We start from the raw sequence: 14,143 nt of genomic DNA on the forward strand, positions 1-14,143 counted from the left end.
GGTCATTCGAGTGACTATTTCTTATTTTTCAATCAGTTTCTTGCAACAGTTTAAACCTTGGAACAATTTCTCCACTTTCTAGTTGAACATTTTCTAGAAACATCTCTAAAGGTCGAGTCCACATCGAATAGTCTGCATATAAACATTGATATACAACTAATTTTTCTCTGGTTTCGCTATGTGTCGCCACATAAAAAATTTGATATAAATTCCCTTTATAATGTTGATATATTCCACGTTTCAGCATATTTACGACATTGATTAAATGAATTCTTCAATCTTAGAACATGCATATAAAAAAGAAAACTCTAGATATAAAAAAACTCGCCCTTAAGCGAGTTTTTAGGTATTAACTTAAGAAAAATCTAATTCTTTTTCAAATGCTTTTAATTCATGACGAGACATTGCTAAATTAGATTTAGCACGATCTAACACAAGGTAAAGGAAAAGATTATCATTAGAATCTAATGGACGAATTAAGTGATATTGTTTACCTAAAGTAATCAAAATATCTTCAATTTCATCGTCCAACTTTAAGGCTTTAGCAACCTTACGCTTAGCACGAATCACTTCTGTATTACCAGCAGCAGCTAATTCTAAGTCAATGCCAGTTCCAGCAGTCGCTAATGATAAACCACTTTCGCTATCTACTAATGCAGCACAAATAAAACCGTCAATATCTGTTAATTGATCTAAAGTAATACGAGCCATGAAATTCCCCGATTTATGTTAAGAATTGTTGTTTATTTCTAGCTAAACAAATTATTTTGCTAACCAGAACTATGATACTCATTTGATCATCGTCATAATTTACATTAATCCTATGATCCTTTTCTAAAAAACCCAAAGTTCAGTCTTATCAAAAAACTACTAATACCGTCCATTGATTTCTTCTAGTTTTATTCAGTTAACCTGAACCATATGAATAACTCAATAGCTAAATATTGCAAATTTTACTTGTCAGCTATCTAGACTAATATTTTATAAAAATGCCATATTTCCGTACCATTTTCAATCTACAATTCAACTATTCTTACATTTATTTCTGGGTATTTAAAAATCATTATTATAATAAATTACAATTATTTATAAAAACTAAATTAATACTTAACCAAAGCATCCACTGTTTCCTTAATTTCATACAACATACGCCCTAACAAAATATCTTTCGATGTTAAAACAACCATGACTAAAGGATATTTATCATTTGGAATCGATGTTAAAATTGCTTTTCCATTTTCTGCATCTAATGTAATGCTTTGACAGCCAATTAAATTAATTTCTGAGATAAATGCCGTCACCATTGCAAGAATAGAGCTACTAACTGCCGCAATTTTACCCGAATTCGTAATATTTTTTTTATTGGCCAATGCAATTTCAAAACCATCGGATGAACAAAGCATCACAAATTCCACACCTGATACAGCATTTAATAATTGTCTAATTTGATTTTCACCAAATTCAACATAATCATTGGGAATTTTTCTGGTGAAATTAATATTTAACATGCTCGAACCTATCTACGTCTTAACTCTAATTTGTTTAAACTTTTAAAAAGAATTAAAATAAATAGAAACTCCCTCCAAAGTGGCTCAAACAAAAACTATGATATTAATCATGCTTTATATCATATTTACACTAATATCTTTACTCCTTAGACCAATTATATTTATAGAGATATCAATTGGCTAACTATTCAGATCAGCTATTTTCATTTTACTTATTCTTGACTTTTAAAAGGCCATTTGGGCGCCTAAAATTATTTTACCTAGCCCTTAATTAAGTGAAAATTGACCGATAAAATAAGTTCATATATGAGACAACTTGCCTCTTTAAGCTAGTTAAGCTCAAGTAAATTTACTACTTCGAGCTGTACATCACTCATAATAGTGCCTTGATCAAGTAAATGATTAAAATAATTTTCGACAACTTGCGCTTGGTCAAGCGTGCTTTCAACTTTATACATGTTTTGGCGAAACTCATTACTTGAACGTAAGCCTTTGGTATACCAAGCAATATGTTTACGAGCAATACGACAACCCGAATATTCTCCATAAAATTGATACAGCTCAGATAAATGTCCAAGCAGCACATCTTTTACTTCTTGAATATTTGGCGCAACTAAATGCTCACCTGTTGCTAAATAATGTGAAATTTCACGAAAAATCCAAGGACGACCTTGTGCCGCACGTCCAATCATGACCGCATCAGCACCCGTATAATCCAATACATATTTAGCTTTCTCTGGACTATCGATATCACCATTTGCAATCACTGGGATTGACAACATCTGCTTAATTTCTTTAATTAAACTATAACGTGCGGTATTTAAATACATATCTTCACGAGTACGACCATGTAAAGCTATAGCAGCAATTCCCGCTTCTTCCGCACGTCGTGCAACACGGAGAATATTTTCCTCACCATTTAAAAAACCTAAACGAGTTTTTAGTGTTACTGGAACATCTACTGCAGCAACAACGGTATCTAAAATTCGTGCAACTAAATCTTCATCTTTGAGTAAGGCAGAACCCGCTAATTTATTGCAGACTTTTTTAGCAGGGCAACCCATATTAATATCAACAATTTGTGCACCATTGGCCACTTGATAACGTGCTGCTTCTGCCAACTGTTCTGGTTCAGAGCCAGCAATTTGCGCAGAGATAGGTGCAAGTTCACCCTCAAAATTAGCTCGATATAGACTTTTTTTGCTCATTCGTAAAGTCTGATCAGATGTCATCATTTCACTAACTGCATGTCCTGCGCCAAAGTACTTGCAGAGTGTCCTAAAGGGACGATCAGTAACACCCGCCATCGGTGCGACAAAAATAGGCGTAGTCTTTGTTTTATCAAACAATTCTGCAATTACGTTGTTTTTACTCAATTTCTACTTTCCCATATTCTCAAAGGTTTTACATCATTTTCAATCATTCTTAACTATTCTTTACGCCTTATTTACGCCATAATCGCCCTTATGGCGTAAATCTAATTTCATGGCGTAAATATGGGAACAATTGCAGAACGAACCACAGCTGATGGTAAGACTCGATACAGAGCTCAAATACGAATAACTCGCAAAGGATTACCAACATTTATTAAAACAAGAACTTTCGCAAAAGAGTCATTAGCCAAGGAATGGATTAAACGACTTGAAGCAGAGATTCTTATTAACCCTGCTATTCTAAATCCTCAAGCCGAGGTTGTGTCAAAAACTTTAGAACAATTCATCATTCAATACCTGGATGAAATTAGTGATGAGTTTGCGGATACTAAGACGGCAGCACTAAAGAATATTTGTAATTACGATATTACCCATAAAGATGTTTATACCCTCTCACGACAAGATTTTTCATCATTTGCTATTGAACGACGTAAAGGCAATCCAATCGAAATGATAGATGGCGTTGCTCCTTCAACTGCGTTAAAAGATTTATCCCATATTTCATCAGTCTTAAATCATGCAGAACTTGTATGGGGTGAAGATATCGCTCATGCCAAGAATGAATTATCACACTCACTCATTGGTCTTAAAAAAGCTCGTATTGTTACTAAATCAAAAGAACGTGATCGTTTAATCACGCCAGAAGAACTTCATATTCTGACCAATCACTTTTATAAAGGATGGAAACGTGTTCGTAATGCTATTCCAATGCATCTGGTCATGTGGCTTGCGATCTATGCAGGTCGTCGTGAAGGTGAACTATGTGAAATGCGTTTAGATGATTTTGACAAGAAGAATAGCCAATGGAAAATCAGAGACGTTAAAAATCCAGATGGATCCAAAGGAAATCATAAGTTTGCCCATTTAGAGCCTAATGCCCTTCTCATTATTGAAGAATTACTTGAGCCTTCTACTCGAAAAAGAATGCTGGAGCTCGGTTATAGTGATGCGCTTCTTTTACCTGTCAATGTACAAACAGTCAGTGATTATTTTCGCAGAGCATGTCGCTTAAATGGAATTGAAGATTTAAGGTTCCATGATTTACGCCACGAAGCAGCGACACGCTATGCGGAAGATGGTTTTACAATACCTCAACTGCAAACGATTACACTACATTCGTCATGGAATAGTCTTAAGCGGTACGTAAACCTAAGAAAACGTGGTGAGCGTTTAGATTATCAGACAGCTATTCAATTTGCTCGACAACAATATGACGATAATTATTCTAAATTTGCTTTAAAACAAAGATATGTATCAGCAGCTGATATTGCAGATGCAGAGGAAGCTTATTCTCAAGTTCAAACACCTGACGTTATAAATACTGAATTTTCTTTTACTAAAGAGCAGATGGAAAGATTCATGAAATCATTCCGCCCAACTAAAAGTGTTAAAGATATGTATAAAGAGAAATCTAATATACAGAACATATTTGCATGGAACGATGTGCAGCAGTCTTTTGTAGTTCCATACATACAAAATGCTTGGGAGAATTGGTTTAATGATAATGGTGGAGTTATTGATTGGAAACAGCTACCAGATGACACGACTCACTTTAGCATCGAAGGGTTAGATGTATTAAAAATTGAAGGTGAACGTGTGTACAAATGGGAAACAGACATTGAGAAATGGATAGATATTTCGAAATACTGTAATTTGGATCAATCGAAACTCATCAAAAAATAATGTCTTTCTCTAATGTATGGTTAGGTAAAAAAATGAAAGTATCTGAGCTAAATGCAAACCAACTCCCTGCCGTTCTTGCTAATGCAATGAAAGTTAAAAATGTACCAGAACTTAATTGGGATTTGTGTGGAAAGCTAATTGAGAAAGAGAAAATTAGTTTAGTACGATCTTATTCGAGATGGACAGCATTTTATGTTGGTCCACGTTCAGATAGTAAAGAAGTTGAGCAAACAGCTGATACTGCTATAGAAGCGATTGTGAAATGCTATATTGAGAAAAAATTGGGAAATGAGATTTAGGTGAGGTATTCAACTTGCAGAAATGCGCAAGTTTGCATAAATCGCTAGAAAATGGGTGCGTCCAGTTTTAAGCATACCTTCGGTTAAAGTTTTTCTATCAAAATTCCGACTAAGTTAAAGTAGGTGGTTTTGGTTGACAAATATTGACGTCTGCAATAAATCTTAGTAGACGAGTTATAATTTCAGCAGTTAAGCCCTTAATTGAGGGCTTAACTGCTGAAATCAAATATTACTTCTGTTATTTTTGAGGGCTTTCAGGTTGCGCATGTGGCTGGTTTTTGTGATCTGATTGCGGAGTTTGGTGCTTCTGATCCTTTTGTTGATCGGATTGATTCTGTTTTTGATCATTCTGTTGATCTGATTGTTGATTAGCCATTTTAATTTCCATCCTATAGTATCAATATACTGCTTCAGTAGCAGTCCCATCAAGCTACTCTTTAAATCTAGTTATTTCCCACTATATCTGTATCAAGATGCGTTAATGTAAGTTGAATAAATATAGTCGGCTGATCCTTAACAGAACTATTCAAATCACATTAACAATTCTTACTAAAAACACTTCCAATATCACATTTTCGTACATGTAGATTTTATAAAAAATACAACTCCCCTCAGGCAACGAAAGATTACTTAGGGCGCGGTTGATTAAGAAGTTTAGCTATTAAAAGTAAGAGCTTTAATTTTCAATTAGTTATTTAGTTGGTGATACGCGCCAAATCTTACCTCCAACATCATCAGCAACTAAAATAGCACCTGACGAATCAACCGCAACTCCAACAGGTCGCCCAAATGCATCACCTTTATCACTTAAAAAGCCAGTCAATACATCTTGTGGTTTACCTGAAGGTTGACCATTTTGAAACGGTACAAAAATGACTTTATAGCCGCTATGTGGTTTACGATTCCATGAGCCATGCTGACCAATTAGCGCACCACCACGGTATTGTGGCATTAATTCAGCAGCATAAAATGCCAAGCCTAACGATGCTGTATGGTTACCCAATGCATAATCAGGTTTAATAGCGCGTGCGACCAACTCAGGGTTTTGTGGTTTTACCCGCATGTCCACATGGTGGCCATAATAACTATACGGCCAGCCATAAAAGGCACCGTCTTTGACTGAGGTCATATAATCGGGCACCAAGTCATTGCCAAGCTCATCGCGCTCATTCACTACTGTCCAAAGTGCACCGCTCTGTGGTTGCCAGTCCATGCCATTTGGGTTGCGTAACCCTGTCGCAAATGTTCGCGCTTTGCCACTGGTAATATCGAACTCCATAATCAGCGCACGACCAACTTCTTTGTTAAACCCATTTTCAGCCACATTACTGTTTGAACCCACAGTGATATAGAGTTTGGTGCCGGCAGGGTTGGCAATGACGTTTTTAGTCCAATGGTGGTTTAACGTACCACCCGGTAAATCTAATACTTTGATACCTTTTGTTGTAATTTTACTTGCACCTTTTGGGTAAGAAAAGCGCATTAGAGAGTCCGTAGTGGCCACGTACAGCATATTACCGACCAATGCCATGCCAAATGGAGAGTTTAAATCTTGGAGAAATATGGTTTTTTGATCAGCTAAACCATCGCCATCAACGTCACGGAGTAAGCTAATACGGTTGGCACTCGAATGTGATGACCCTGCACGCTTCATCACTAGTTTCATGACTTTTCCTTGAATACCCTTGCTGTCATCAGGCTTATATGGCGCATCGGTTTCGGCTACTAACACAGCCCCATTAGGCAACACATACAGCCACCGTGGATGCTCAAGTCCTGTTGCAAAGGCTTGTACTTTTAAACCCGCAGCAGGAATTGGCGTAGCATCCACAGGCCAGCCTTTGGCAGGGGCAATATTAACTATAGGTAGTAAACTTTTTTGAGGCTCAGGGAGGTATGGTTTAGGGCCATAGCTATCCATACCAGAGGACTGAGATACTGAATTGCATCCCGTTAGTGCCAATACAATGGTAGAGACTGCTATAAGCAGTGAGAATCGAGTAGACATCTTTTATCTCCCGTTTATCTTTTATCGCAATAAACACAAAGAATAGTTCTTTGAATAATTTCTTTATATGAGTCCTTTGTATGATAAAGATACTGCCTTCCTATTAAACACATTAATTTTCTGTAATTAGCCCTCATTTGAGGATCTTTCCAAACAATTATTTTTCAACTTTACGTCGATTTACTGATTCCTGTATGGTTTTACCACCAATCCTCACTCATACTTCCAATCGCTTTTAGTTGGAGGAATTTATGTCAAGTAACCATAATTAGGAATATTTCAGTTTGTGAAATACCCCTAATTAATCATATTATTAGAAACGATACCCTACACCAACGAATGTAATTAAAGGATCAATATCAATTTTTGTTGTGCCACGAATTAAGCGATTTCCAGTTTTAGAATCTATTACATCTATCGTTGTCTTATTATTTAATTTTGCATAAGACACTGATGCTACTCCATACCAATTTTCAGTAATATCATATGTTGCCCCGAGACTGACAATTGGTGCAAACGCATCATCTGCTTTTACTTTTACATAAGGATTTGCCGATGATTTTTTACCATCTAATGCTGCCCCCGCCTGATTATCTAAAATATTTTGAACCATATGACCTGCTGCCACTAAATCTCTATTCACTTGTGAATCTAATTTAATGCCAGTAAAGCGTGCATACATTACCCCAGCACCTACATACGGTCTAAATTTGTTAACACCTGCTTTACCAAATTGATATTGAGCTTCAAGTGCTGGTGTCCATGCACGCACAGTCGCAGCTTTAGATTTATTATCTAAATTAGTAATTGGGATATCTTGAGCAATATCCAAACCATTAGGAAATAAAGGTGCAAGCATCTCACCAGGCGAAGCTAGACCTGTCATATTTGCAACAATTTCCCCCTTGCCTTTAATATCAACTTTAGGTGGTATCCCACCCATTACTTGCAATGACACATTATCATTGACGTAATAATTAAGCATTAAACCAAAAGTATCTACATTGTCAGCTTCTAAGCCTGTACCTTGTGCTGTCCATTGCTCAATCCCATTGAGCTGTGCATCACCAGTTATTGCACTAGATACATCTGAATCTACATCATCATTATCAACCAAGAATCCCAATGACTGCGCCACACTGCTGCCCTCCGAGTTTTTTTCAAATACACTAATTAAAAATGGTTTGGCTAGCATTGTATTTCCAATACCCTGACCATCATCCATTACAGCAGTATCAGGAATTGAATTTAGAAATCCAGCTTGAGAAATATCACCAATACCATAATTCTTTTTAGAGTCCACTGCGGTATTGATATTAAAAGGATTGGCTTTCCCTTGTGGCATAACATGCATCCAACCTGCAGAAACCGAGAACCGTTTAAATTCTGCTGCATAACCCATATTTGCTATAACGAGAAATGAAGTGGCTACAGTTAATTTTTTTAATACGTGATTTATAATCATTATTTTTTCCTTTTAAATGTACCGGTCTTACATGACCAAGCTCCTTTACTGTACAAAAATAAAACTAAAAATAGGGAAAAATCCGATAAAAAGCATGTGATTTTTACATATGAAAAAAGAATAGTTAAATAAGTAGGTGAATATAGCTGCTTATATAGTGCATATTATTAGAGGGCTTTTCCAACTTCTATCCATGCATCAACTTGAGCCGAACACTTATTATATTTAGCTACAGTATCCACGGCCCAAGGCAAAACTGTTTTCCCCTGTCCCGACCCCAATATCTGAAGTTCAGGACAAGGCTGCATTAAATTAGCTGGAATCACTGGTGATAAGTGAGTTGAGCTGCTGCACCCCATCATCATCAAAACAATGATTGAGATACACAGGACGCTCAATGATCTTTTGCACTTCACGTGTAACTGTTTCGACTTTGACTCGTTGTTCTGATTTGACTTGTTCATAGTCTGCACTCACTTGATTGATTTGATTTTGTTTGGCTGCTAATGCCTTTAATTGCTTTTGTTCCATTGCCTGAATGGTGGCTTTGCACTTGGCATCAGCTGCTTTGAGCTTTCCACTTAGATGATTGGTATATGCAATTTGCGACACCCATAAAATAAAAAAGACCGCTATTGCGATCCATGTTTTAAATTTCCATAATATTTGAAGTATTGGCATTAATTTGCTCCTAGACATTTTGAGTGACGTTCAACTTGTCGTATCCACACCCCATAACAACCATTGGATCGGATGGAGCAATCACGCTTGGCCACGTATTTCCATTTCAGCAATGCATCGCAGGCTTGTTTGTAATTACCTTGCTTTAAGTGACTCAGCATTGAAGATGTTGACCAAGCGGTGGTACCAAACTGATAAGAAAAATCTAAATAGGTATCATATTCAGCTTGGGATAATTTCACACCGGTTAAAGTTTTTTTAAATGCCACTTCACGTTTAGACACATCATGACGTAGCCATTGATCTGCTGTTGCCCGTGTGATTGGTGGATCGGTCATTTTCACCTTAGTACCATCGGGTTTTATGGTGGCACCATGCCCTTGTGTCGGTACATCACCAGGAACAGGGATAACGGGATATGCGGTATATCCCTCTTTGACCTTGAGCCCTGTAAAAAATACAGCCGATGCAGTGAGTGCTGCGACGATCATTTTATTCTTTGCTGACATCACATTGCCCCTGTAATTGTTTTTTAGTAAGTTCATGGATTTCTTCTTCACGCTTATCTTTCTTGCGCTGAAATTTAAGATTGGTGATGTAGTTGCAAAGGCTAATCAATAAGCCGATTAAACCAATCCCCACACCAATCCAAAAACCCCAATCGATTGCTGTCGCCCATGATGCAATGGTTACCCCTGCACCTGTTGCCGTTGTAACTTTTCCTGCAATTGCTGATGTTGTTGCTTCCACTGCACTGACTGCGGTTTCAGACATTTCGCCCCCTTATTTTTGGCAATAAAAAAGCACCTTTCGGTGCCTGATTTTTTGTTAAGACTTAAACTTCGATTTGTACGACTTCACCTGTCTGTCGGTGCTAAACGCTTGATTTCATTTTCCGAAACAAATACTCGATCTCCAACTGAATACTTGCTGTTGCTACTACACAGGACCAATCCGCTACCATCAACCACTAGAACCTTGTAATTGGGATGGTCTTCACTGGTAATGGTTCCAATAAACTCTGGTGCTTTAGGTATGAGATCCAATAAGCGTTTTAATGCATTACTCATCCCGATTCACCCGTTCAACCTTGATGGTTTGATTCACCACTGCATGAGTAAAGGACACACTGACACTGTCCACGATTCCCCACCATTCAGCATTAAATGCAATTAATTCACCTGGTACACATTCACCAATTTGTTCACTAATCGGCATAACCAAACTATGGGTTTCCACCATGCCTGCTTTGGCCAATGCCGTTTTTCCAAAAGCTCCCATGCTTTCAATGGTAAATAATGGACTATTCGTGGTTTCAAGCAATGTGTCTGCTGCAGTACCAGTTCGCTTGACTTGCCCTGTTAATCCATCACGGTCATTGCTTAAAGTCATTCCGTTGTAATCTGGATAAAGCTCATAGTCCGTAGATAGATCTGTGACGATGCTTTCAGGAATTAAACAGTCATAATCTAAAATCGCTAAAGAATCCCAAAAGGTCTTTTTATATTTAGGCTTGATGCTGAGGTGATTCCCTGATTTTTCACTGTAAATAAAACCGCCAGCACTCTCTACAATCAATTTGATCGCTGAAATTGGGGTAAGGTTGGAATAACTCAGGCTATTACTTGGAACAATCCAACCCAGCTCATCGATTAATTTCCAATTTAATTGAGCATGACTATTCACACGATCTAGTTCAGCTTGCACCAATTGAACTGATGTTCTTTCATTCTCCTGTAGATAGGTTCGTGTTGATGAATATGGCGTATCAAGCAATGCCGATTGGCTGCGACCTGTCACGGTATAAGTGGTTTGTGCAAACTTTCGGGATCTACTCCGGTTTTCAAGTAACATATGATGCTCATTGCCATTCACCATAATTTTAAGAATGACTGGTTGCCCAGCAATCGGTTCAAGCTTAATCACCTCACTTGCAGGTACAGTCAAGCTATAGGACCAGCACCATCGGCTTCGATCAGTGCTATAGCTACCATCCAACACTTGAATACTGGTTCCAGTATCTAAGCGGCTTACAGATATTTCATTCACGATATACCACCAATTCTTATTCGGTAGTGCTGGAATACAGTCATCTACCCCAAAGTTTAAAATAACGTTGTGCGCATCAATGTCATGACATAGGCAATTAAAATTCAGATCTGTCGAACCGATATATTCAGGAGTTTCAGGCTTTGGCCATGGTTCAATTGAATGCTTGCGATAATGAATCGACTTGGCTTGATTCCAAGCAATGCGACTTGAAGTGACAAGCTCTAAGCCTTTATCCCATGCAAAAGAGAAGTGTTTTTCAAAGACTTCTGCAACGTCGTGCGAATAGGTAAATTGCTTACGCTTACGCACCAACTCAAGCCAGTCACACTCTCGATTGATTCTTAACTTGTTAGATTCTTCAAAAACTAAACTTCGAGAAATAAGCAGCCTGTCATTGTCTTGCCATACTAAATAGCAGTCACTTTGTAAACCCGTTGCTTGCTCATGAATAACTTGAACAGATCTACGCAATACAACTGATTTTTCAAACCCAACCCACACTTGATTGCTTAAACTCAAAACTCGCTCAAAATAAAAGGCACTGTGATGTGCCCTAAAGATTGGTTTTGAATATTCAAAAAYATGRTTTTTGATGATCTGATCAGCAGTTTGATAGATCGTATTGAGTTCAGCAAAGACTCCAACATTAAAATTAATATCAAACTGAGCGTTTAACTTTGATTCAAATCCAGTATAGATAACAGAGCTTAAAGTACAGAACTGATCAATCACCACTGCATTAATCTGAGCAATAAATGATATTGAAATATTCGACTCGAGCTGTGTCGTTAAGCCAGATACAGCATTGAGCTCAGCTTCAAAATCTGTCTGTATTTCTGTGTTTAAATCATTATAAGTGAAGCTTTCCGCACCAATTTCAGCGTGAAATGCAAGATCAACTATCACATTGAGTGACGCTGTCTGAATCTCATCTGCACCAAAATTTAGATCAGTAGAATCTGTCACCAGATCCTTAAAATTCAAGATTACATGATGACCATCAGGTGGCGTATAGTTCGACACATGCTCACCTCATATTATGCGCTCGGCTTAAAGACGATTGAATTCAACATTAGTGTACTTCCTAGTACCAACGTTGGATTAGCCAATGTGATATCAGAGCCCACCGCAAAATCTACTACCGCCTTACCCTCACCATTAAATAGTCGTGCCCACATTGCAGTACCCGCTTTAGTCACCAATGCTGCATCAGTTTGATTCAGTTCAATACCATCAGCATTTAACTTTTTAAAGCATGGTTTAGGGAGTGTCAGTGTGACCAGTTTTTTACTGTCATCCGCAGCAACTGTAGTATTTAAAGGCTTTGTATCACTATAAAAAACAAAGGTAGCATTTACGCTACCTTGATCAATGTATGTGGCCAGTGCTTGCAATTGTGCAAGTCCAGCACTTAAGGAAGGAATTACACTCATTTAGCTTTTACTCCATCTGCAATCACAGCATTGTAATCTCGTGCAGGATCAAATCCTGTAATAAAGCATTCTAAACCGACTGCAATATTACGGAATGCATAAGAGCCATCCGCTTTAGATACTGTAGACCACAATAATTGCTTATTGCTGCGCTTAAAAACACATACTTCAACACCAGGATAAATCACATTTAGCTTTTTGGTGCTTCCCTTGATTTGTCCGAAACCCTGATCAGAAGACATTATGGAAATTATAGGGCGTGGTAACTTTACAATGACGTACCCTTTTTCTTTAAGTTTTTGGTAATTTGGTTTATATCCACCAGAAAAAATTCTTAAAATTTTAAGTGCCAATTTTTATTTCCTCGATGGGTATAGCAAAAAAAATAGCATCTTGTTGCTGAGAGGCTCGAAAAACAGGATGTATCATAATTTTACTATTTAAATCAATATCACTACTCACACTGGGCGTTAAGTCACGGGTAACAGGAGGTGTATTAGTTGCATCATAAGCACAAACATACATCCCCATTGTGAAACCTATAAATTGATCTGTATTAAACTCATACAACCGCATTGGTTCAGCACATGTCGTATTAAAAGCATCAAGAGAAGTAAAGGAACTATAAGCTCTAGGCGTTGTGGGGAAATAGCTCGTTGTTGCGGAAGAGGCAGATCTAATCGGATCACCCATTGCTTTTATATTACCAACATATGCTCTAAGTCGCGGTAGACCATATGCATCACCATTGGAAGTAAGTGCCCTAGTATCATCCTCCACCAATAAGCATGGATAATTTAATTGAGCATAATTCAAGCATGATGTAGGTAAAAACCCTGAAATCCGACCACCCCCACCACTATTAGAAGACGAATATAAAAAGAGTAAATGATATAAGCTTCCCACTACACACCCTTTACCATAGAGTGAGAGTCCAGCCCCATAGGTAGAGTCGTTATACGTCGCTTCAGCAGCGTAGGTAAACCCCCAATTGTTATTTGGTAAAGCTGTTAGCCTTGTTTTGGTATCAGCAAGTGCATAGATGTCAGTAATAAAGCCTGTATTGATATCTATCGTTTTTCCAATGCAGGGTGCAACCACATTTCGCTGCATTGCATTTGTTTGAAAACACAATCTGAGATATAAATCAGACTCATCCAATGATTTAAATTTATACACATGGATATTGGCTTGCTCGTACACCAATTGCATACCAAGTGGGGCTACATAAGTGCTAAAACCACCAGCAACTGTACCGAGTGGCTGATCTATCGTGAGTTTCACTGTATTACTGGTTACACTATCAATAATGAACTCACCACTTAAATTGACCGCATTCAATTGCAATACTCGACCTGCCACGTAGCCATGATTCATACCATATGTCAGTGTGACTTGATTACCCGTAATAGAGACACTGCTTACTGTTTGGGTATTAAAACCCGTAGCTAACATCTTTTTAAATACTTCAGGAAATTTGTTCTTAGATCCTGCACAAAAATCTAAACCCACATCCGAGAAATCAAACATCTTAGTTTGCGTCTGCTTCATCGCCATTTTCTATACCCATAAAAAAAGACC

The 14,143-nt window shown here is 37.7% G+C and carries 18 protein-coding genes; 2 read left to right on the top strand and 16 right to left on the bottom strand.

The genetic code is table 11. The annotated features are described in order from the left end of the window. Positions 1-28: 28 nt before the first annotated feature. The 4 genes from B9T27_RS07795 to dusB form a co-directional block, all read right to left on the bottom strand. Entirely contained in the window at positions 29-247 is a 219-nt protein-coding gene (locus tag B9T27_RS07795; RefSeq protein ID WP_086206284.1) for a DUF1653 domain-containing protein, read from the bottom strand. A gap of 107 nt (positions 248-354) precedes the next feature. Beyond that, on the bottom strand, positions 355-711 hold the full coding sequence (locus B9T27_RS07800) for a hypothetical protein (RefSeq protein ID WP_086206285.1): 357 nt from the start codon (positions 709-711) through the stop codon (positions 355-357). Positions 712-1,100: 389 nt separating this feature from the next. Continuing rightward, the gene (locus B9T27_RS07805) at positions 1,101-1,508 is read right to left on the bottom strand and encodes a roadblock/LC7 domain-containing protein (RefSeq protein WP_086206286.1); all 408 of its coding nucleotides are present in this window, start codon (positions 1,506-1,508) and stop codon (positions 1,101-1,103) included. A 329-nt stretch (positions 1,509-1,837) separates the two neighbouring features. Beyond that, complete coding sequence (dusB, locus tag B9T27_RS07810; protein WP_265733418.1) at positions 1,838-2,857, bottom strand: tRNA dihydrouridine synthase DusB; 1,020 nt, start codon at positions 2,855-2,857, stop codon at positions 1,838-1,840. A gap of 147 nt (positions 2,858-3,004) precedes the next feature. Here dusB and B9T27_RS07815 point away from each other — a divergent pair, with 147 nt between their 5' ends. Together B9T27_RS07815 and B9T27_RS07820 are read left to right on the top strand one after the other, a co-directional pair. Next, a complete protein-coding gene (locus B9T27_RS07815) occupies positions 3,005-4,624 on the top strand; it encodes a tyrosine-type recombinase/integrase (protein ID WP_086206288.1) in 1,620 nt (539 codons plus the stop codon). A gap of 32 nt (positions 4,625-4,656) precedes the next feature. Next, entirely contained in the window at positions 4,657-4,923 is a 267-nt protein-coding gene (locus tag B9T27_RS07820; protein WP_086206576.1) for a phage protein NinX family protein, read from the top strand. 238 nt (positions 4,924-5,161) lie between these two features. Here B9T27_RS07820 and B9T27_RS14865 read toward each other — a convergent pair whose 3' ends face one another. The 12 genes from B9T27_RS14865 to B9T27_RS07875 all read right to left on the bottom strand — a co-directional run bounded on the left by B9T27_RS14865 (position 5,162) and on the right by B9T27_RS07875 (position 14,119). Further along, positions 5,162-5,299, bottom strand: coding sequence for a hypothetical protein (locus B9T27_RS14865; protein ID WP_171263362.1), 138 nt, complete (start codon positions 5,297-5,299; stop codon positions 5,162-5,164). A 315-nt stretch (positions 5,300-5,614) separates the two neighbouring features. Continuing rightward, positions 5,615-6,931 (bottom strand): PQQ-dependent sugar dehydrogenase, encoded by a 1,317-nt coding sequence (locus B9T27_RS07825; RefSeq protein WP_086206289.1) that lies wholly within the window; start codon positions 6,929-6,931, stop codon positions 5,615-5,617. Positions 6,932-7,244: 313 nt separating this feature from the next. Then, the gene (locus tag B9T27_RS07830) at positions 7,245-8,396 is read right to left on the bottom strand and encodes an OmpW/AlkL family protein (protein ID WP_086206290.1); all 1,152 of its coding nucleotides are present in this window, start codon (positions 8,394-8,396) and stop codon (positions 7,245-7,247) included. A gap of 167 nt (positions 8,397-8,563) precedes the next feature. Next, complete coding sequence (locus tag B9T27_RS07835) at positions 8,564-8,704, bottom strand: hypothetical protein (protein WP_322853572.1); 141 nt, start codon at positions 8,702-8,704, stop codon at positions 8,564-8,566. A gap of 4 nt (positions 8,705-8,708) precedes the next feature. Beyond that, entirely contained in the window at positions 8,709-9,077 is a 369-nt protein-coding gene (locus B9T27_RS07840) for a hypothetical protein (protein WP_086206292.1), read from the bottom strand. Continuing rightward, positions 9,077-9,586 carry a glycoside hydrolase family protein gene (locus B9T27_RS07845; RefSeq protein WP_086206293.1) on the bottom strand — a complete coding sequence of 170 codons (510 nt, stop codon included), beginning with the start codon at positions 9,584-9,586 and terminating at the stop codon, positions 9,077-9,079. The genes B9T27_RS07840 and B9T27_RS07845 overlap by 1 nt, the downstream gene beginning before the upstream one ends. Continuing rightward, on the bottom strand, positions 9,570-9,851 hold the full coding sequence (locus B9T27_RS07850) for a hypothetical protein (protein ID WP_086206294.1): 282 nt from the start codon (positions 9,849-9,851) through the stop codon (positions 9,570-9,572). Before B9T27_RS07850 ends, B9T27_RS07845 begins: the two co-directional genes overlap by 17 nt. An 83-nt stretch (positions 9,852-9,934) precedes the next feature. After that, positions 9,935-10,147: a hypothetical protein gene (locus tag B9T27_RS07855; protein WP_416224394.1), complete on the bottom strand. Its 213-nt coding sequence runs from the start codon at positions 10,145-10,147 to the stop codon at positions 9,935-9,937. Beyond that, positions 10,140-12,152: a hypothetical protein gene (locus tag B9T27_RS07860; protein ID WP_086206295.1), complete on the bottom strand. Its 2,013-nt coding sequence runs from the start codon at positions 12,150-12,152 to the stop codon at positions 10,140-10,142. The genes B9T27_RS07855 and B9T27_RS07860 overlap by 8 nt, the downstream gene beginning before the upstream one ends. Before the next feature lie 14 nt (positions 12,153-12,166). Continuing rightward, positions 12,167-12,562 carry a hypothetical protein gene (locus B9T27_RS07865; protein ID WP_086206296.1) on the bottom strand — a complete coding sequence of 132 codons (396 nt, stop codon included), beginning with the start codon at positions 12,560-12,562 and terminating at the stop codon, positions 12,167-12,169. Further along, the gene (locus tag B9T27_RS07870) at positions 12,559-12,915 is read right to left on the bottom strand and encodes a hypothetical protein (RefSeq protein ID WP_086206297.1); all 357 of its coding nucleotides are present in this window, start codon (positions 12,913-12,915) and stop codon (positions 12,559-12,561) included. The genes B9T27_RS07865 and B9T27_RS07870 overlap by 4 nt, the downstream gene beginning before the upstream one ends. After that, positions 12,905-14,119 carry a hypothetical protein gene (locus B9T27_RS07875; protein WP_086206298.1) on the bottom strand — a complete coding sequence of 405 codons (1,215 nt, stop codon included), beginning with the start codon at positions 14,117-14,119 and terminating at the stop codon, positions 12,905-12,907. Before B9T27_RS07875 ends, B9T27_RS07870 begins: the two co-directional genes overlap by 11 nt. Positions 14,120-14,143: the final 24 nt, after the last annotated feature.

Source organism: Acinetobacter sp. ANC 4648 (genome assembly GCF_002135345.1).
Lineage (GTDB): Bacteria > Pseudomonadota > Gammaproteobacteria > Pseudomonadales > Moraxellaceae > Acinetobacter.